This window comes from Roseateles saccharophilus (genome assembly GCF_004342485.1).
GTDB classification, from domain to species: Bacteria; Pseudomonadota; Gammaproteobacteria; order Burkholderiales; family Burkholderiaceae_C; genus Pelomonas; species Pelomonas saccharophila.
The window spans coordinates 1-15,878 of record NZ_SMBU01000065.1; the positions used below are offsets into that span (position 1 = coordinate 1).

Sequence of the window (15,878 nt, forward strand, 5' to 3'; positions counted from 1 at the left end):
CCCTCGTGCAGTTGCGCTTTGCTTCGTTCGTCGTGACCAACTTACGGCGGGACTTGCACCCGCAAGAGTGCGCCCATGCTGGGCGCACAAAAAAGCCCGCTCGAGGCGGGCTTTGCAGATCAGCGCGGGCTGAGCTTATTCGGCGGCCTCGCCGGCGGTCTCGCCTTCGGGGCGGTCCACCAGTTCGACGAAGGCCATGGGCGCGTTGTCGCCGACGCGGAAGCCCATCTTCAGGATGCGGGTGTAGCCGCCCGGGCGAGCCGCGAAACGCGGGCCCAGTTCGTTGAAGAGCTTGCTGACGATGTCGCGGTCGCGCAGGCGGTCGAAAGCCAGGCGGCGGTTGGCCAGCGTGGGCTCCTTGGCGAGCGTGATCAGAGGCTCGACGACGCGGCGCAGTTCCTTGGCCTTGGGGACCGTGGTCTTGATGGCTTCGTGCTGCAGCAGCGAAACGCACATATTGCGCAGCATCGCAGCGCGGTGGGCGCTGGTGCGATTGAGTTTGCGGAGGCCGTTACGGTGACGCATGGTGCTATTCCTTTCACTTCGTTAATGCCGCCAGCCGGATCAGGTACTGGCGGGTGCACCGACCAAGGCTTGTCAACACCTTGGCCATTTCAAAAACTCTCGCCACGCCCCCGACCGACTCGGCCGCACTGGTGGAACTGGCTTTGCCAGGCCACTCAGTGCGCCCCCTTAGGGGGCCGGCGAAGCCGGTAGGGGGTGGGCTAATTTCTCAACGCTTGTCGAGACCTTGCGGAGGCCAGTTCTCGAGGCGGGCGCCCAGCGTGAGGCCGCGGGAAGCCAGGACTTCCTTGATCTCGTTGAGCGACTTGCGACCCAGGTTGGGGGTCTTCAGCAGCTCGGTTTCGGTGCGCTGGATCAGGTCGCCGATGTAGTAGATGTTTTCGGCCTTCAGGCAGTTGGCCGAACGCACGGTCAGTTCGAGCTCGTCGACCGGGCGCAGCAGGATCGGGTCGAAGCTGCTGGAACGCTGGGCCGGCTGGTCGAAGGCATCGACCAGGTCGGTGCCCTGCAGCTGCGCGAACACGGCGAGCTGTTCGACGAGGATCTTGGCCGAGGCACGGATCGCTTCCTCGGGCGAGATGGCGCCGTTGGTTTCGATCTCCATGACCAGCTTGTCCAGGTCGGTACGCTGCTCGACACGGGCGTTCTCGACGGCGTAGCTGACGCGCTTGACGGGCGAGAACGAGGCGTCGAGGACGATGCGGCCGATGCTCTTGGTCGGCTCGTCGCCGAAGCGGCGCATCGTGCCGGGCACGTAGCCGCGGCCCTTCTCGACCTTGATCTGCATGTCGAGCTTGCCGCCTTGCGACAGGTGGGCGATGACGTGCTCGGGGTTGATGATCTCGACGTCGTGCGGGGTCTGGATGTCGGCCGCGGTGACGGGGCCTTCGCCTTCCTTGCGCAGGACCAGGGTCACTTCTTCACGGTTGTGCAGGCGGAAGACGACACCCTTGAGGTTCAGCATGATGTGAACCACGTCCTCTTGCACGCCATCGATGGCCGAGTACTCGTGCAGCACGCCGGCGATCGTCACTTCCGTCGGCGCATAACCCACCATCGACGAGAGCAGCACACGGCGCAGGGCATTGCCCAGGGTGTGACCGTAGCCGCGTTCGAACGGCTCCAGCGTGACCTTGGCGCGATGACCGCCCAGGGGCTCCACGTTGATGGACTTGGGTTTGAGCAAGTTGGTTTGCATGAGGTCTTTCTTTCAATACCCTCGGTTCGTTACACCGATAAGGCTGAGGACCAGCCGGGCAGAGCCTTCGAAGGGCGACTAAGCCCGGACGAGGAAACGCCGGCCGCGCTCTTGCGAGCGTGGCCGGCGGGGGGAACGATTAACGCGAGTACAACTCGACGATCAGCGATTCGTTGATCTCGGCACCGAACTCGTCGCGGTCCGGGGCCTTCTTGAACACGCCTTCCAGCTTCGTGCCGTCGACGGCCACCCAGGCCGGCAGACCGATGGAATCGGCCAGCTTGAAGGCGTCGGTCACGCGCAGCTGCTTCTTGGCCTTTTCGCGCACGGCGACGGTGTCACCGGCCTTGACCAGGTAGGAGGCGATGTTGACGACCTCGCCGTTCACGGTCACGCCCTTGTGCGAAACCAGCTGACGGGCTTCTGCGCGGGTGGAGCCGAAGCCCATGCGGTAGACGACGTTGTCCAGGCGCGATTCCAGCAGTTGCAGCAGGTTCACGCCGGTCGAGCCCTTGCGGCGCTCGGCCTCGGCGAAGTAGCGGCGGAACTGGCGCTCCAGCACGCCGTACATGCGCTTGACCTTCTGCTTTTCGCGCAGCTGCAGGCCGAAGTCGCTGGTGCGCTGGCCCGAGGTGCGGCCGTGCTGGCCGGGCTTGCTGTCGAACTTCGCCTTGTCGCTGATGGCGCGGCGGGCGCTCTTCAGATAGAGGTCGGTGCCTTCGCGGCGGGAAAGTTTGGCCTTGGGGCCGAGGTAGCGTGCCACTTTGAGTGTCCTTGTTCAATCTGACGCCAGGGCTTGCCTGACGCGAGTCCAGCCGGTGTTGTTGTGGGCTTGGACGGTGGGCTTATGAGCTCGACTTCAAAAAGAAGCCGACTCAAGACTGAAGCCGGCGCGGCACAAAGTGCCCGCCGGCTCCGGGAAAACGCGCGATTATCGCACTGTCATCCGAATCTGCAATATCCCTGTCACCGGAGGGTGAACGGTCTCAGATGTCGGAGCTTAGATGCGACGACGCTTCTGCGGACGGCAGCCGTTGTGCGGCACCGGCGTCACGTCGGAGATCGAGTTGATTCGGATGCCGAGCGCAGCCAGGGCACGCACCGACGATTCGCGACCCGGGCCGGGGCCCTTGATCTTGACGTCCAGGTTCTTGATGCCCTGCTCTTGAGCGGCACGGCCAGCCACTTCAGCCGCCACCTGGGCTGCGAAGGGGGTCGACTTGCGCGAGCCCTTGAAGCCCTGACCACCCGACGAAGCCCAGGACAGGGCGCCGCCTTGACGGTCGGTGATGGTGATGATGGTGTTGTTGAACGAGGCGTGGACGTGCGCGATGCCGTCAGCGACATTCTTGCGGACCTTCTTGCGAACGCGCTGAGCCGCCGAATTGTTGGGAGCCTTTGCCATATTGACCTTCTTTCAGTTCGGTGCCGCGATCACTTCTTGCCGGTCGCCGCCGACTTGCGCGGACCCTTGCGGGTGCGGGCGTTCGTGCGGGTACGCTGGCCGCGCATCGGCAGGCCACGGCGATGACGGAAGCCACGGTAGCAGCCGAGGTCCATCAGACGCTTGATGTTGATGGACTGCTCACGGCGCAGATCGCCTTCGATGGTCAGCTTGTTGACCTCGTCACGGATCTTTTCGAGATCGCCGTCGGTCAGGTCCTTGACCTTCTTTTCGAACGGAATGCCGCAGGTCGTGCAGATCTTCTGGGCGGTCGTACGGCCAATGCCGTAGATCGAGGTCAGACCGATCTCAGTGTGCTTTTGCGGCGGAATGTTGATACCAGCAATACGTGCCATGGTGGTCCTCTAGTCCTGTCGTGCGGCCAATCAGCCCTGGCGCTGCTTGTGGCGCGGGTCGGTGCAGATCACACGCACCACGCCCTTGCGGCGGATGATCTTGCAATTGCGGCACATCTGCTTCACGGATGCCGAAACTTTCATGGTCTGCTCCTTGGCCTAACTCTTATGCGCTCTTCACGCGTCCGGGGGTTCAAACAGCTCACTTCGCCCGGAACACGATGCGAGCACGACTCAAATCGTAGGGTGTCAATTCCACAGTCACTTTGTCGCCGGGAAGGATGCGGATGTAGTGCATCCGCATCTTGCCGGAGATGTGTCCGAGGACGACATGCCCGTTTTCTAACTTCACACGAAAAGTAGCGTTGGGGAGGTTCTCCAGAATCTCGCCCTGCATCTGGATGACGTCGTCTTTCGACATGCCAAATCTTCGTGTGGGTTAAAACAAATTTTTCCTTAGAACAGCTCGCAGCCCTCAGTTGGGCTTGAAGCTGGCCTTCTTCAGCAGCGATTCGTACTGCTGACTCATGATGTAGCTCTGCACCTGGGCCCAGAAGTCCATCGTCACGACGACGATGATCAACAGGGACGTGCCACCGAAGTAGAACGGCACGTTGTACTTCAGCGTCAGGAACTCGGGCAACAGACAGACCAGTGTGATGTAGATCGCACCAGCCAGCGTCAGTCGCGACAGGATCTTGTCGATGTGCTTGGCGGTCTGCTCGCCCGGGCGGATGCCGGGGATGAACGCGCCGCTCTTCTTCAGGTTGTCGGCCGTCTCACGGCTGTTGAACACCAGCGCCGTGTAGAAGAAGCAGAAGAACACGATCGCAGCCGAATACAGCAGCACGTAGATCGGCTGACCGGGGCGGACCATGTCTGCCAGATCCTTCAACCAACGCAGGCCGTCACCGGTCGCGAACCAGCTCACCACCGTCGTCGGCAGCAGGATGATGGACGAGGCGAAAATCGGCGGAATCACGCCCGACATGTTCAGCTTCAGGGGCAGGTGCGACGACTGGCCGCCGTAGACCTTGTTGCCGACCTGGCGCTTGGCATAGTTCACCAGGATCTTGCGCTGGCCGCGTTCGACGAACACGACACCGAAGGTCACGGCGATCACGACGGCGATCACGAAGATCGCGGAGCCGTAGCCCATCGCACCGGTACGCACCAGCTCGAACAGGCCGCCAATCGCACCCGGCAGACCCGCGGCGATACCGCCGAAGATCAGGATCGAGATGCCGTTGCCCAGGCCGCGCTCGGTGATCTGCTCACCCAGCCACATCAGGAACATCGTGCCGGCCACCAGGCTGGACACGGCCGTCAGGCGGAAGCCGAAGCCCGGGTTGATCACCAGGCCGGCCGAGCCTTCCAGCGCCAGCGCGATCGACAGGCTCTGGAACAGCGCCAGGCCCAGCGTGCCGTAGCGGGTGTACTGCGTGATCTTGCGCCGACCCGCCTCGCCTTCCTTCTTCAGCTGCTCCAGCGTCGGGACGACGTAGGTCATCAGCTGAATGACGATGGAAGCCGAGATGTAGGGCGTGATGCCCAACGCGAACACGGTGAAGCGCGACAGCGCACCGCCCGAGAACATGTTGAACAGGCTCAGGATGCCACCCGCCTGACCCTTGAAGAATTGGGCCAGCTGGTTCGGGTCGATACCGGGCACGGGGATATGCGCCCCGATGCGGTAGACGACCAGAGCCAGCAGCAGGAACACAAGCCGGCGACGCAGGTCGCCGAACTTACCGCTCTTGGCCAGCTGATTCGCGTTGGTAGCCACGCTGAGTCAGTTCCTTGTGGACTGGATTTAAGCGACCGAGCCGCCCGCCGCCTCGATGGCCGCCTTGGCGCCCTTCGTGGCGTTCACGCCCTTCAGCGTGACCTTGCGCTCGATGGCGCCAGACAGGATGACCTTGACCGACTTGGCCAGTTGGGGCACCAGGCCGACAGCCTTCAGCGTCGACACGTCGATCTCGTCGCCGGCCAGGACTTGCAGGTCCGACAGCGTGATCTCGGCGTTGTACTTCAGCGTCAGCGACTTGAAGCCGCGCTTGGGCAGGCGGCGCTGCAGCGGCATCTGGCCGCCTTCGAAGCCGACCTTGTGGTAGCCGCCGGCGCGGGACTTCTGGCCCTTGTGACCGCGACCTGCGGTCTTGCCCAGGCCCGAGCCGATGCCACGGCCGACACGGCGCTTGGCATGCTTGGCGCCCTCAGCGGGCTTGATCGTGTTGAGTTCCATCGTCTTGTCCTCAGTGTGCACGGCGCTTACAGCACCTGCACCAGATAGGCGATCTTGTTGATCATGCCGCGCACGGCGGGCGTGTCTTCCAGCGTGCTCTGGCTGTTCAGCTTGCGCAGACCCAGGCCGACCACGGTGGCACGGTGCGAGGCGCGGCAGCCGATGGGGCTGCGCACCAGCTTGACCGTCACGGTTTTCTTGTCAGACATCTTGTGCTCCGCTCCGGGCGTCAGTTGAAGATTTCTTCAACCGTCTTGCCGCGCTTGGCAGCGACTTCCGACGCCGTCGTGGAACGCTTAAGAGCGTCCAGCGTGGCGCGGACCATGTTGTAAGGGTTGGTCGAACCGTGGCTCTTGGTCACGATGTCGGTCACACCCATCACTTCGAAGACGGCGCGCATCGGGCCGCCGGCGATGACGCCGGTACCGGCAGGCGCCGGAGCCATGATGACGTGAGCCGCACCGTGCTCGCCCACCACGTTGTGGTGGATGGTGCCGTTCTTCAGCTGAACCTTGACCATGTTGCGGCGGGCCGATTCCATGGCCTTCTGCACCGCGACCGGCACTTCCTTGGCCTTGCCCTTGCCCATGCCGATGCGGCCATCGCCGTCACCGACCACGGTCAGCGCCGCGAAGGACAGCGTGCGGCCACCCTTCACCACCTTGGTCACGCGGTTCACCGCGATCATCTTTTCCTTCAGGCCGTCGTCATTGCCTTCGGTCTGCGCGCGGGGTTGAAACTTTGCCATTTCGTATTCCTTGATGCGTCAGAACTGCAGACCGGCTTCGCGGGCGGCCTCGGCCAGCGCCTTGACGCGGCCGTGGTAGGCGAAACCAGCACGGTCGAACGCGACCTTCTCGACGCCGGCGGCCTTGGCCTTCTCGGCGATGCGCTTGCCGATCAGCGCCGCAGCGGCGACGTTGCCGCCATTGCTCAGCTGTTCGCGCACTTCCTTCTCGACCGTGGAGGCCGAGGCCAGCACGCGGGTGCCGTCTTCGGAAATGACTTGGGCGTAGATGTGGGTGTTGGAGCGCAACACGGTCAGACGGGCCACGCGCTGGATCGCGATGCGAGCACGGGTCTGGCGCGAACGACGCAGGCGTTGTTCTTTCTTGGTCATCATGGCGCGGCTCCTTACTTCTTCTTGGTCTCTTTGAGGGAGACCTTCTCATCCGAGTAACGGATACCCTTGCCCTTGTAGGGCTCGGGCGGACGGAAGGCGCGCACCTCGGCGGCGATCTGGCCGACGACCTGGCGGTCGGCACCCTTGATGATGATTTCCGTCTGGGTGGGGCACTCGACCTTGATGCCGGCCGGCATGTCCTTCACCACCGGGTGAGAGAAACCGATCTGCAGGTTGAGCTTCTGGCCCTGGGCCTGAGCGCGGAAACCCACACCAACCAGGTTCAGCTTCTTCTCGAAGCCCTTGCTGACGCCGTTGACCATATTGGCCACCAGCGCACGCATCGTGCCGCTCATCGCATCGGCTTCGGCCGATTCGTTCGTGGGCGCGAAGCTCAGCTTGCCGGCTTCGTTCTTGACGGTGACGAGCTTGTTCGCCGGACGCACCAGCGTGCCGAGCGAGCCCTTGACGCTGATGGCCTCAGCGCCGATGGTCACGTCCACGCCTTGCGGGACGTTGACCGGCATTTTTCCAACGCGGGACATTGTTTCCTACTCCTTCGCTTAGGCGACGTAGCAGAGCACTTCGCCACCGATGCCGGCAGCGCGCGCCTTGCGGTCCGTCATGACGCCTTGCGGGGTCGTGACGATCGCGACGCCCAGGCCATTCATGACCTGAGGAATGTCGTGGCGGCCCTTGTAGATGCGCAGGCCGGGGCGGCTGACACGCTCGATGCGCTCGATGACCGGGCGGCCGGCGTAGTACTTCAGCGCGATTTCCAGCTCGGGCCGAGCTGCTTCGCCGCGGACGGCGAAGTCGTCGATATAGCCTTCGTCCTTCAGGACCTTGGCAATCGCCACCTTCAGCTTGGACGACGGCATGGCAACGCTCGTCTTCTCGACGATCTGCGCGTTACGGATGCGGGTCAGCATATCGGCGATGGGATCACTCATGCTCATTTGCGATTACTCCTGTCGGCCGATTACCAGCTGGCCTTGACGACACCGGGGATGTCGCCCTTGAAGGCCAGTTCACGGATCTTGTTACGGGCCAGGCCGAACTTGCGGAAGGTGCCGCGCGGACGACCGGTCAGCTCGCAGCGGTTGCGCAGGCGAGTCGGGTAGGCGTTGCGGGGCAGCTTTTGCAGTTCGAGGCGGGCGGCGTAGCGCTCTTCCTCGGACTTCTTGCCGTCGTCGATGATGGCCCTCAGTTCCGCGTACTTCTTGGCGAACTTGGCGACCAGCGCCTCGCGCTTCAGCTCACGTTGTTTGATCGAGAGTTTTGCCACGGGTCACCTCAGTTCTTGAACGGAAACTTGAACGCAGCCAGCAGAGCCTTGGCTTCGTCGTCCGTCTTGGCAGTCGTCGTGATGCTGATGTTCAGACCACGCAGAGCATCCACCTTGTCGTACTCGATCTCGGGGAAGATGATTTGCTCTTTGACGCCGATGTTGTAGTTGCCACGACCGTCGAAAGAGCGGCCGGAGATACCACGGAAGTCGCGAACGCGCGGCAGCGCGATCGTCACGAAGCGGTCCAGGAATTCGTACATCTGGACGCCACGCAGGGTGACCATCGCACCGATGGGCACGCCGTCACGGATCTTGAAGCCGGCGATGGCCTTCTTGGACTTGGTGACCACGGGCTTCTGGCCGGCGATCTTGGTCAGGTCGCCAACGGCGTGATCCATGACCTTCTTGTCGGCGACCGCCTCGCTCACGCCCATGTTGAGCGTGATCTTGGTGATGCGGGGCACCTCCATGACCGACTTGTAGCCGAACTTCTCGACCAGGCCGGGCACGATTTTTTCGCGGTAATGCGTTTGCAGACGAGCCATGTCGGACCTCTTAAGCCTTGATCTCTTCGCCGGTCGACTTGAAGACGCGCACCCGCTTGCCGTCGACGAGCTTGACGCCCACGCGATCGGCCTTGCCGGAAGCGGCGTTGAAAATCGCCACGTTGGATTGATGGATCGGCATGGTCTTGTCGACGACGCCGCCGGTGGTGCCCTTCATGGGGTTGGGCTTGACGTGCTTCTTGACGACATTGACGCCATCGACGACCACATGGTCTTCGTCAGCGCGCGCGGTCACGGTGCCGCGCTTGCCCTTGTCGCGGCCGGTCAACACGATGACCTGGTCGCCGGTACGGATCTTGTTCATGGCTTACCTCAGACAGTGGGGGCTCAGAGCACCTCGGGCGCCAGCGACACGATCTTCATGAAGCGCTCGGTACGCAGTTCACGCGTGACCGGGCCGAAGATGCGGGTGCCGATGGGTTCGAGCTTGGCGTTGAGCAGCACGGCGGCATTGCCGTCGAACTTGACGAGCGAGCCGTCCTGGCGACGCACGCCCTTGGCGGTACGAACGACCACGGCGCTGTAGACCTCGCCCTTCTTCACGCGACCACGCGGAGCAGCTTCCTTGATGCTGACCTTGATGATGTCGCCGATGTGGGCGTAGCGACGCTTGGAGCCGCCCAGCACCTTGATGCACTGAACGGACTTGGCGCCAGTGTTGTCCGCGACATCAAGCCGCGATTGCATTTGGATCATGTCTGTCCCCAACTTGTCCCGAAACACACCTGCGCGCGAATCGGTCAGTCTTGGGCCCGTAAGTCAGTCGGCTCGAGGCATTGCACCGCTTGCCGCCCGACGGTTGAGGGCGAATCCGAGGCCACAGCACATTGCTCATGTGCCTAGCGTTCGGCGAAGCTGCGCATTATGCAGTGAGAACCCTTGGGCCGTCAATGCCTTGCGCAGAAGTTTTTGCAGGCCCGGCGATGCGACCCAGCGAGCCGGCTGAGCCGACTCGACCAGGGCGCATCACGCGGACTTGGCCTGGGCCAGCATCGTCGCAGCGTCGCTGACCTCGAACTTGCCGGGGCCTTCGACGTTCAGCGTCTTGACGACGCCATCCTTGACCAGCATGGAATAGCGCTGCGAGCGCAGGCCCATGCCCTTGGCGGTCAGGTCCAGCGTCAGCCCCATGGCCTGGGCGAAGGCGGCGCTGCCGTCGGCCATCATGCGCACCTTGCCGGCAGTCTTCTGGTCACGCCCCCAGGCGCCCATGACGAAGGCGTCGTTGACCGACACGCACCAGATCTCGTCGATGCCAGCCGCCTTCAGAGCCTCGGAGGACTCGACATAGCCGGGCACATGCTTGGCCGAGCAGGTCGGCGTGAAGGCACCGGGCAGCGCGAAGAGGGCGATGGTCTTGCCGGCCGTGGCCTTCTCGATGTCGAAGCTGTTGGGGCCGAGCGAGCAGCCCTCGCCTTCCACTTCGATGAATTCCTGCAGGCTGCCCGCGGGCAGCTTGTCGCCAACCTTGATCATGGTGTCGCTCCTTGATGAGTGTTCTTCAAGCGAAAAACCGGCACGCCAGTTGCCCAGCGTGCCGGTTGTACAGCGGTCATGCGACCGGCGTCTTTAGACGATCTCGGCCTTCTCGACCAGGCGGGTCACGACCCAGCTCTTGGTCTTGGAGATCGGACGGCCTTCGCTGATCTCGACCACGTCGCCCATCTTGTACTCGCCCTTTTCGTCGTGGGCGTGGTACTTGCGGGAACGGGCCACGATCTTGCCGTAGAGCTCGTGCTTGGCGCGACGCTCGACCAGGACGGTGACCGTCTTGGCGCGCTTGTCGCTGACCACGCGACCCACCAGGGTGCGGGTGTTCTTCACTTGGGCCTCAGTCATTTCGTGGCCTCCTTCTTCTTTTGTGCCAGAACGGTCTTGGCACGCGCGATGTCGCGGCGGGTCTTGCCCAGCTGGCTGTGATTGGTCAGCTGCTGGGTGGCCTTTTGCATGCGCAGGCCGAAGTGGGCCTTCAGCAGGTCCGTCACTTCCTTTTCGAGGGCAGCGACGTCCTTGGTGCGGAGTTCAGATGCTTTCATGGTGTCCTTCCTCAGGTACCGACCTGGCGGGCCACGAAGGTGCAACGCAGGGGCAGCTTGGCTGCGGCCAGCGTGAACGCCTCACGAGCCAGTTGCTCGGGAACGCCGTTGACCTCGTAGATCACCTTGCCCGGCTGGATCTCGGCGACGTAGTACTCCGGATTGCCCTTGCCGTTACCCATACGGACTTCGGCAGGCTTTTGCGAGATGGGCTTGTCCGGGAAGACGCGGATGAAGATCCGGCCGCCACGCTTGATGTGGCGCGAGATCGCGCGGCGAGCCGCTTCGATCTGGCGGGCCGTCAGGCGGCCGCGCTCGGTGGCCTTCAGGCCGAAATCACCGAAAGACACCGCGGCGCCTCGGGTCGCAACACCGGTGTTGCGGCCCTTCTGCTCCTTGCGGTATTTACGACGAGCGGGTTGCAGCATGTTTATTCTCCTTTGGCCTCACCGGCGGCGGGAGCCTTGCGGATCACGCGCTTGGCGGCGGGCTTGGCTGCGTCACCCGCGGGGGCGGCGGCAGCGGGCTGGTCTGCTCCGTCACGCGGGCCACGGTCGCCACCCGGGCGGCCACGGCCACCGGGAGCGCCCGGACGGGCGTTACGGCGCGGGCGACGATCGTCTTCGGCGCCTGCGGGGGTGTTGATGACCGGTGCCTCGCCATTGGCCAGGCGGTCACCGCGGTAGACCCAGACCTTGACGCCGATGACGCCATAGGTGGTCTTGGCTTCGGAGAAGCCGTAGTCGATGTCGGCCTTCAGGGTGTGCAGGGGCACACGACCTTCGCGATACCACTCGGTGCGAGCGATTTCGATGCCGTTCAGGCGACCGGCCGACATGATCTTGATGCCCTGGGCACCGAGTCGCATGGCGTTCTGCATCGCACGCTTCATGGCGCGGCGGAACATGATGCGCTTCTCGAGCTGCTGGGTGATCGAGTCGGCGATCAGTTGGGCATCGACTTCAGGCTTGCGCACTTCTTCGATGTTGACCGCGACGGGCACGCCCAGACGCTTGGTCAGCTCGGCCTTCAGCGCTTCGATGTCCTCGCCCTTCTTGCCGATCACGACGCCCGGACGAGCCGAGAAGATCGTGATGCGGGCGTTCTTGGCGGGGCGCTCGATCAGGATGCGCGAGACGGCGGCGTTCTTGAGCTTGGCCTTCAGGTAGTCGCGCACCTGCAGATCTTCGGCCAGCATCGTGGCGAAGTTCTGGTTGTTGGCGTACCAGCGCGAAGCCCAGTTACGGGTGACGGGAAGGCGGAAGCCAACCGGATGGATTTTCTGTCCCATAGTCTTCTTGCGCCTTAGTTGCCGACAGCCACGAAGATGTGGCAGGTGGGCTTGCTGATGCGGTTGCCGCGGCCCTTGGCGCGAGCCGAGAAGCGCTTCAGCGTGGCACCCTGTTCGACGTAGATCGAGGTGACCTTGAGTTCATCGATGTCAGCGCCGTCGTTGTGCTCGGCGTTGGCGATGGCGCTTTCCAGCGCCTTCTTGATGATCAGGGCCGCCTTCTTCTGGGTGAAGGTCAGGATGTTGAGGGCGTGGTCCACCTTCTTGCCGCGGATCATGTCCGCCACGAGGCGGCCCTTGTCACACGAGAGGCGAACGCCGCGAACGATTGCTTTGGTTTCCATCGTCGGCATCCTTACTTCTTCCCGGCCTTCTTGTCGGCCGGGTGGCCCTTGAAGGTGCGGGTCAGTGCGAATTCACCCAGCTTGTGGCCGACCATCTGGTCGGACACATAGACCGGCACGTGCTGCTTGCCGTTGTGCACGGCGATCGTCAGACCGATGAACTCGGGCAGGATCGTGGAGCGACGCGACCAGGTCTTGATGGGCTTCTTGTCCTTGTTGGCCACAGCCTTGTCGACCTTGACCATCAGGTGATGGTCGACGAAGGGGCCTTTCTTCAGCGAGCGAGTCATGGCCTAGCCCTTACTTCTTGCGACGCGAGACGATGAAGGTCTGCGTGCGCTTGTTGTTGCGAGTGCGATAGCCCTTGGTCATCGTGTTCCAAGGCGAAACCGGGACCTGGCCTTCGCCGGTGCGGCCTTCGCCGCCGCCGTGCGGGTGATCCACCGGGTTCATGGCGACGCCGCGGACGGTCGGGCGGATACCCTTCCAGCGGATCGCACCGGCCTTGCCGTACTGACGCAGGCTGTGCTCTTCGTTGCTCACTTCACCGATGGTGGCGCGGCAGTCGATGTGCACGCGGCGGACTTCGCCGGAGCGCAGGCGGACCTGGGCGTAGACGCCTTCACGAGCCATCAGGACAGCGGAAGCGCCGGCCGAACGGATCATCTGGGCGCCCTTGCCGGGCAGCAGCTCGATGCAGTGGATGGTCGAACCCACCGGGATGTTGCGGATGGGCAGCGTGTTGCCGGCCTTGATCGGCGCTTCGGCGCCGCTCAGCAGGGTTGCGCCCACTTCCAGACCGCGCGGGGCGATCACGTAGCGGCGCTCGCCGTCGGCGTAGCACACCAGCGCGATGTGGGCGGTGCGGTTCGGGTCGTACTCGATGGTCTCGACCTTCGCGGGGATGCCGTCCTTGTTGCGCTTGAAGTCCACGACACGGTAGTGGTGCTTGTGACCACCACCCTTGTGACGCATCGTGATGTGGCCGTTGTTGTTACGGCCGGACTTCTGCTTCTGGGGCTCCAGCAGCGAGGCCTCGGGTGCGCCCTTGTGGAGGTGCTTGTGCACCACCTTGACGACGCCACGGCGGCCGGGCGAGGTCGGCTTGACTTTGACGATGGCCATTTACGCGGCCTCCCCGAAATTGAGTTCTTGACCCGCCTTGAGGGCCACGTAGGCCTTCTTGACATGGTCACGGCGGCCGGCACGGCCACCGAAGCGCTTGGTCTTGCCCTTGACGTTGACCACGCTGACCGACTCGACCTCGACCTTGAACATCAGTTCAACAGCGGCCTTGATCTCGGGCTTGGTGGCGTCGCGCAGGACCTTGAACAGCACCTGGTTGTGCTTTTCGGCGACTTGCGTGGCCTTTTCGGACACGATGGGCGCGAGCAGCACGGAGGCCAGGCGGCCTTCGGAATACTTGGTGACGCTCATGCCAGCATCTCCTTGAGTTGCTCGACCGCAGCCTTGGTCACCAGCACCTTCTTGTAGAAGACCAGCGACAGGGGGTCGGCGTAGCGCGGCTCGACGACGAGCACGTTGGCCAGGTTGCGCGAGGCCAGCAGCAGGTTGTCGTCCACGGTGTCGGCGATGACCATCACCGAGTCCAGGCCCATGGCCTTGAACTTGGCGGCCAGCAGCTTGGTCTTGGGGGCTTCGACCGAGATCGAATCCACCACGGCCAGGCGGCCTTCACGGGCCAGCTGCGACAGGATCGCAGCCATGCCGGCGCGGTACATCTTCTTGTTCAGCTTGTGCGAGAAGTTCTCGTCAGGCAGGTTCGGGAAGATGCGACCGCCCCCGCGCCACAGCGGCGACGAGGTCATACCGGCGCGAGCGCGGCCGGTGCCCTTCTGGCGGAAAGGCTTCTTGGTCGAGTGATGGACCTGTTCACGGTCCTTCTGGGCACGGGTGCCTTGGCGGGCGTTGGCCTGGAAGGCCACGACCACCTGGTGCACCAGGGCTTCGTTGTAGTCGCGAGCGAAGACGGTGTCAGGCGCGTCCACCTTGGCGGTGGCCTGACCCTGCTCGTTCAGGAGCTCGAGCTGCATCAGTTGGCTCCCTTCTTGATCTTGACCTTGACGGCGGGGCGCACGACCACGTGGCCGTTCTTGGCGCCCGGCACCGCACCGCGGACCAGCAGCAGCTGACGGGCTTCGTCAACGCGCACGATGTCCAGGTTCTGGGTGGTGACGGTCTCGTCGCCCATGTGGCCGGTCATCTTCTTGCCCGGGAACACACGGCCCGGGTCCTGCGCCATCGAGATCGAGCCCGGCACGTTGTGCGAACGGCTGTTGCCGTGCGACGCGCGCTGCGAGCTGAAGTTGTGGCGCTTGATGGTGCCGGCAAAGCCCTTACCGATGGACGTGCCCTGCACGTCGACCAGTTGGCCGGCGGCGAACAGCGTCACCGGAACGGTCGCGCCAGCCTTGTACTGGGCAGCGACGTCGGCTTCGACGCGGAATTCCTTGAGGATTCGACCGGCTTCGACACCCGCCTTGGCGAGGTGGCCGGCTTCCGGCTTGGTCACGCGCGAAGCTTTGCGCGCACCGAACGCCACCTGGATGGCGCTGTAGCCGTCGGTCTCTTGGGTCTTGACCTGGGTCACGCGGTTGTTGGACACGTCCAGCACCGTCACGGGAATGGCATCGCCATCGTCCGTGAAGATGCGCATCATGCCCACCTTGCGGCCCAGCAAACCGAGACGGTTGCTCAGACTCATGTTTTTCTCCAGCCCCGACCGCTCTCGCGACCGAAGCCATTACGAACACCCGACATCGATTGGCCGGGCTGACCTTGCAACACCACCGAGATGGAGCTGCGCGAACTCCGAGCAGGCATGAGCCTTGCCCGGAAAAGCTGGCGAGTATAGCTTGAGGGATTGCCCCGATGCAAGCGCCGCACCGAAACACATGCCAACGAACAAGGCCCCGGCCTGTCAGGACAGGGCCGGGGCCTTGGAATCGCAAGCCCGAAGGCCTGGAATTACTGCAGCTTGATTTCGACGTCGACGCCGGCCGGCAGGTCGAGCTTCATCAGCGCGTCGACCGTCTTGTCGGTCGGGTCGACGATGTCCATCAGGCGCTGGTGGGTGCGGATCTCGAACTGGTCACGGCTGGTCTTGTTGACGTGCGGCGAACGCAGGATGTCGAAACGCTCCAGGCGAGTCGGCAGGGGCACGGGGCCCTTGACGATGGCGCCGGTGCGTTTGGCGGTTTCGACGATCTCGAGGGCCGACTGGTCGATCAGCTTGTAATCGAACGCCTTCAGGCGGATGCGGATCTTTTGCTTTTGCATGACGTTTCCTTAAAGAGCGGGGTGAGCACCGGGCGGCAGCCGCCCGGTGCATGTCACGCAGTGATTACTCGAGGATCGTGGCGACGACGCCCGAACCGACGGTGCGGCCACCTTCACGGATGGCGAAGCGCAGGCCCTGCTCCATCGCGATCGGCGCGA

Annotated in this window: 31 protein-coding genes; all 31 read right to left on the bottom strand. The window is 63.5% G+C overall.

Annotated features, from left to right (window positions below):
* Positions 1-135: 135 nt before the first annotated feature.
* Positions 136-525 carry a 50S ribosomal protein L17 gene (rplQ, locus tag EV671_RS25565; protein ID WP_132576740.1) on the bottom strand — a complete coding sequence of 130 codons (390 nt, stop codon included), beginning with the start codon at positions 523-525 and terminating at the stop codon, positions 136-138.
* Between the two features lie 208 nt (positions 526-733).
* Positions 734-1,723, bottom strand: coding sequence for a DNA-directed RNA polymerase subunit alpha (locus EV671_RS25570; RefSeq protein ID WP_056194188.1), 990 nt, complete (start codon positions 1,721-1,723; stop codon positions 734-736).
* 139 nt (positions 1,724-1,862) lie between these two features.
* Positions 1,863-2,486, bottom strand: coding sequence for a 30S ribosomal protein S4 (rpsD, locus tag EV671_RS25575; protein WP_132576741.1), 624 nt, complete (start codon positions 2,484-2,486; stop codon positions 1,863-1,865).
* A gap of 237 nt (positions 2,487-2,723) precedes the next feature.
* Positions 2,724-3,128: a 30S ribosomal protein S11 gene (gene rpsK / locus EV671_RS25580; protein ID WP_056194196.1), complete on the bottom strand. Its 405-nt coding sequence runs from the start codon at positions 3,126-3,128 to the stop codon at positions 2,724-2,726.
* 29 nt (positions 3,129-3,157) lie between these two features.
* Positions 3,158-3,523, bottom strand: coding sequence for a 30S ribosomal protein S13 (gene rpsM / locus EV671_RS25585; protein WP_132576742.1), 366 nt, complete (start codon positions 3,521-3,523; stop codon positions 3,158-3,160).
* Positions 3,524-3,553: 30 nt separating this feature from the next.
* Positions 3,554-3,667, bottom strand: coding sequence for a 50S ribosomal protein L36 (gene rpmJ, locus EV671_RS25590; protein ID WP_056194202.1), 114 nt, complete (start codon positions 3,665-3,667; stop codon positions 3,554-3,556).
* 58 nt (positions 3,668-3,725) lie between these two features.
* The gene (infA, locus tag EV671_RS25595) at positions 3,726-3,944 is read right to left on the bottom strand and encodes a translation initiation factor IF-1 (protein WP_011830996.1); all 219 of its coding nucleotides are present in this window, start codon (positions 3,942-3,944) and stop codon (positions 3,726-3,728) included.
* 54 nt (positions 3,945-3,998) lie between these two features.
* Positions 3,999-5,309 (bottom strand): preprotein translocase subunit SecY, encoded by a 1,311-nt coding sequence (gene secY / locus EV671_RS25600; RefSeq protein ID WP_132576743.1) that lies wholly within the window; start codon positions 5,307-5,309, stop codon positions 3,999-4,001.
* 27 nt (positions 5,310-5,336) lie between these two features.
* Entirely contained in the window at positions 5,337-5,768 is a 432-nt protein-coding gene (rplO, locus tag EV671_RS25605) for a 50S ribosomal protein L15 (protein ID WP_132576744.1), read from the bottom strand.
* A 26-nt stretch (positions 5,769-5,794) separates the two neighbouring features.
* The gene (rpmD, locus tag EV671_RS25610; RefSeq protein WP_056877725.1) at positions 5,795-5,977 is read right to left on the bottom strand and encodes a 50S ribosomal protein L30; all 183 of its coding nucleotides are present in this window, start codon (positions 5,975-5,977) and stop codon (positions 5,795-5,797) included.
* A gap of 20 nt (positions 5,978-5,997) precedes the next feature.
* Complete coding sequence (gene rpsE, locus EV671_RS25615; protein WP_132576745.1) at positions 5,998-6,516, bottom strand: 30S ribosomal protein S5; 519 nt, start codon at positions 6,514-6,516, stop codon at positions 5,998-6,000.
* A gap of 18 nt (positions 6,517-6,534) precedes the next feature.
* Positions 6,535-6,891: a 50S ribosomal protein L18 gene (gene rplR, locus EV671_RS25620; protein ID WP_132576746.1), complete on the bottom strand. Its 357-nt coding sequence runs from the start codon at positions 6,889-6,891 to the stop codon at positions 6,535-6,537.
* An 11-nt stretch (positions 6,892-6,902) separates the two neighbouring features.
* On the bottom strand, positions 6,903-7,436 hold the full coding sequence (rplF, locus tag EV671_RS25625) for a 50S ribosomal protein L6 (protein WP_132576747.1): 534 nt from the start codon (positions 7,434-7,436) through the stop codon (positions 6,903-6,905).
* A gap of 18 nt (positions 7,437-7,454) precedes the next feature.
* Positions 7,455-7,850: a 30S ribosomal protein S8 gene (gene rpsH / locus EV671_RS25630; RefSeq protein WP_056194221.1), complete on the bottom strand. Its 396-nt coding sequence runs from the start codon at positions 7,848-7,850 to the stop codon at positions 7,455-7,457.
* 23 nt (positions 7,851-7,873) lie between these two features.
* On the bottom strand, positions 7,874-8,179 hold the full coding sequence (gene rpsN, locus EV671_RS25635) for a 30S ribosomal protein S14 (RefSeq protein WP_132576748.1): 306 nt from the start codon (positions 8,177-8,179) through the stop codon (positions 7,874-7,876).
* Between the two features lie 8 nt (positions 8,180-8,187).
* Positions 8,188-8,727, bottom strand: coding sequence for a 50S ribosomal protein L5 (gene rplE / locus EV671_RS25640; protein WP_132576749.1), 540 nt, complete (start codon positions 8,725-8,727; stop codon positions 8,188-8,190).
* Between the two features lie 10 nt (positions 8,728-8,737).
* Complete coding sequence (gene rplX / locus EV671_RS25645) at positions 8,738-9,052, bottom strand: 50S ribosomal protein L24 (RefSeq protein ID WP_132576750.1); 315 nt, start codon at positions 9,050-9,052, stop codon at positions 8,738-8,740.
* A gap of 23 nt (positions 9,053-9,075) precedes the next feature.
* Positions 9,076-9,444, bottom strand: coding sequence for a 50S ribosomal protein L14 (gene rplN, locus EV671_RS25650; protein ID WP_056194233.1), 369 nt, complete (start codon positions 9,442-9,444; stop codon positions 9,076-9,078).
* 270 nt (positions 9,445-9,714) lie between these two features.
* Complete coding sequence (locus EV671_RS25655) at positions 9,715-10,224, bottom strand: peroxiredoxin (RefSeq protein WP_132576751.1); 510 nt, start codon at positions 10,222-10,224, stop codon at positions 9,715-9,717.
* A gap of 93 nt (positions 10,225-10,317) precedes the next feature.
* On the bottom strand, positions 10,318-10,587 hold the full coding sequence (rpsQ, locus tag EV671_RS25660) for a 30S ribosomal protein S17 (RefSeq protein WP_132576752.1): 270 nt from the start codon (positions 10,585-10,587) through the stop codon (positions 10,318-10,320).
* Complete coding sequence (rpmC, locus tag EV671_RS25665) at positions 10,584-10,784, bottom strand: 50S ribosomal protein L29 (protein WP_132576753.1); 201 nt, start codon at positions 10,782-10,784, stop codon at positions 10,584-10,586. The genes rpsQ and rpmC overlap by 4 nt, the downstream gene beginning before the upstream one ends.
* Before the next feature lie 11 nt (positions 10,785-10,795).
* On the bottom strand, positions 10,796-11,212 hold the full coding sequence (gene rplP / locus EV671_RS25670) for a 50S ribosomal protein L16 (RefSeq protein WP_056194244.1): 417 nt from the start codon (positions 11,210-11,212) through the stop codon (positions 10,796-10,798).
* 2 nt (positions 11,213-11,214) lie between these two features.
* Positions 11,215-12,075: a 30S ribosomal protein S3 gene (gene rpsC / locus EV671_RS25675; RefSeq protein WP_132576754.1), complete on the bottom strand. Its 861-nt coding sequence runs from the start codon at positions 12,073-12,075 to the stop codon at positions 11,215-11,217.
* A gap of 14 nt (positions 12,076-12,089) precedes the next feature.
* Positions 12,090-12,419 (bottom strand): 50S ribosomal protein L22, encoded by a 330-nt coding sequence (gene rplV / locus EV671_RS25680; RefSeq protein ID WP_088484479.1) that lies wholly within the window; start codon positions 12,417-12,419, stop codon positions 12,090-12,092.
* 11 nt (positions 12,420-12,430) lie between these two features.
* Positions 12,431-12,709, bottom strand: a complete 279-nt coding sequence (gene rpsS, locus EV671_RS25685) for a 30S ribosomal protein S19 (RefSeq protein WP_132576755.1) — start codon at positions 12,707-12,709, stop codon at positions 12,431-12,433.
* 10 nt (positions 12,710-12,719) lie between these two features.
* On the bottom strand, positions 12,720-13,544 hold the full coding sequence (rplB, locus tag EV671_RS25690; RefSeq protein WP_132576756.1) for a 50S ribosomal protein L2: 825 nt from the start codon (positions 13,542-13,544) through the stop codon (positions 12,720-12,722).
* Positions 13,545-13,856: a 50S ribosomal protein L23 gene (rplW, locus tag EV671_RS25695; protein ID WP_132576757.1), complete on the bottom strand. Its 312-nt coding sequence runs from the start codon at positions 13,854-13,856 to the stop codon at positions 13,545-13,547. It lies immediately after the preceding gene.
* Positions 13,853-14,473 (bottom strand): 50S ribosomal protein L4, encoded by a 621-nt coding sequence (gene rplD / locus EV671_RS25700; protein ID WP_132576758.1) that lies wholly within the window; start codon positions 14,471-14,473, stop codon positions 13,853-13,855. Before rplD ends, rplW begins: the two co-directional genes overlap by 4 nt.
* Positions 14,473-15,144 carry a 50S ribosomal protein L3 gene (gene rplC, locus EV671_RS25705; protein ID WP_132576759.1) on the bottom strand — a complete coding sequence of 224 codons (672 nt, stop codon included), beginning with the start codon at positions 15,142-15,144 and terminating at the stop codon, positions 14,473-14,475. Before rplC ends, rplD begins: the two co-directional genes overlap by 1 nt.
* A gap of 263 nt (positions 15,145-15,407) precedes the next feature.
* Positions 15,408-15,719 carry a 30S ribosomal protein S10 gene (rpsJ, locus tag EV671_RS25710; protein WP_132576760.1) on the bottom strand — a complete coding sequence of 104 codons (312 nt, stop codon included), beginning with the start codon at positions 15,717-15,719 and terminating at the stop codon, positions 15,408-15,410.
* A 64-nt stretch (positions 15,720-15,783) separates the two neighbouring features.
* Positions 15,784-15,878 (bottom strand): EF-Tu C-terminal domain-related protein (locus EV671_RS25715; RefSeq protein ID WP_472978369.1); only part of this gene is annotated, 95 nt, incomplete at its 5' end.

Coding starts and splice junctions, on each gene's coding strand:
- rpsM (WP_132576742.1), bottom strand. CDS start 3,523: ATGGCACGTATTGCTGGTATCAACATTCCGCCGCAAAAGCACACTGAG.
- infA (WP_011830996.1), bottom strand. CDS start 3,944: ATGTCGAAAGACGACGTCATCCAGATGCAGGGCGAGATTCTGGAGAAC.
- rpsH (WP_056194221.1), bottom strand. CDS start 7,850: ATGAGCATGAGTGATCCCATCGCCGATATGCTGACCCGCATCCGTAAC.
- rplC (WP_132576759.1), bottom strand. CDS start 15,144: ATGAGTCTGAGCAACCGTCTCGGTTTGCTGGGCCGCAAGGTGGGCATG.
- rpmJ (WP_056194202.1), bottom strand. CDS start 3,667: ATGAAAGTTTCGGCATCCGTGAAGCAGATGTGCCGCAATTGCAAGATC.
- rplD (WP_132576758.1), bottom strand. CDS start 14,473: ATGCAGCTCGAGCTCCTGAACGAGCAGGGTCAGGCCACCGCCAAGGTG.
- rplP (WP_056194244.1), bottom strand. CDS start 11,212: ATGCTGCAACCCGCTCGTCGTAAATACCGCAAGGAGCAGAAGGGCCGC.
- rplW (WP_132576757.1), bottom strand. CDS start 13,856: ATGAGCGTCACCAAGTATTCCGAAGGCCGCCTGGCCTCCGTGCTGCTC.
- rpsQ (WP_132576752.1), bottom strand. CDS start 10,587: ATGACTGAGGCCCAAGTGAAGAACACCCGCACCCTGGTGGGTCGCGTG.
- rplE (WP_132576749.1), bottom strand. CDS start 8,727: ATGGCTCGTCTGCAAACGCATTACCGCGAAAAAATCGTGCCCGGCCTG.
- rpsE (WP_132576745.1), bottom strand. CDS start 6,516: ATGGCAAAGTTTCAACCCCGCGCGCAGACCGAAGGCAATGACGACGGC.
- EV671_RS25655 (WP_132576751.1), bottom strand. CDS start 10,224: ATGATCAAGGTTGGCGACAAGCTGCCCGCGGGCAGCCTGCAGGAATTC.
- rplB (WP_132576756.1), bottom strand. CDS start 13,544: ATGGCCATCGTCAAAGTCAAGCCGACCTCGCCCGGCCGCCGTGGCGTC.
- rplX (WP_132576750.1), bottom strand. CDS start 9,052: ATGAACAAGATCCGTACCGGCGACCAGGTCATCGTGTTGACCGGCCGC.
- rplF (WP_132576747.1), bottom strand. CDS start 7,436: ATGTCCCGCGTTGGAAAAATGCCGGTCAACGTCCCGCAAGGCGTGGAC.
- rpsS (WP_132576755.1), bottom strand. CDS start 12,709: ATGACTCGCTCGCTGAAGAAAGGCCCCTTCGTCGACCATCACCTGATG.
- rpmC (WP_132576753.1), bottom strand. CDS start 10,784: ATGAAAGCATCTGAACTCCGCACCAAGGACGTCGCTGCCCTCGAAAAG.
- EV671_RS25570 (WP_056194188.1), bottom strand. CDS start 1,723: ATGCAAACCAACTTGCTCAAACCCAAGTCCATCAACGTGGAGCCCCTG.
- rplN (WP_056194233.1), bottom strand. CDS start 9,444: ATGATCCAAATGCAATCGCGGCTTGATGTCGCGGACAACACTGGCGCC.
- rplQ (WP_132576740.1), bottom strand. CDS start 525: ATGCGTCACCGTAACGGCCTCCGCAAACTCAATCGCACCAGCGCCCAC.
- rpmD (WP_056877725.1), bottom strand. CDS start 5,977: ATGTCTGACAAGAAAACCGTGACGGTCAAGCTGGTGCGCAGCCCCATC.
- rpsC (WP_132576754.1), bottom strand. CDS start 12,075: ATGGGACAGAAAATCCATCCGGTTGGCTTCCGCCTTCCCGTCACCCGT.
- rplO (WP_132576744.1), bottom strand. CDS start 5,768: ATGGAACTCAACACGATCAAGCCCGCTGAGGGCGCCAAGCATGCCAAG.
- rpsK (WP_056194196.1), bottom strand. CDS start 3,128: ATGGCAAAGGCTCCCAACAATTCGGCGGCTCAGCGCGTTCGCAAGAAG.
- rplR (WP_132576746.1), bottom strand. CDS start 6,891: ATGATGACCAAGAAAGAACAACGCCTGCGTCGTTCGCGCCAGACCCGT.
- rplV (WP_088484479.1), bottom strand. CDS start 12,419: ATGGAAACCAAAGCAATCGTTCGCGGCGTTCGCCTCTCGTGTGACAAG.
- rpsJ (WP_132576760.1), bottom strand. CDS start 15,719: ATGCAAAAGCAAAAGATCCGCATCCGCCTGAAGGCGTTCGATTACAAG.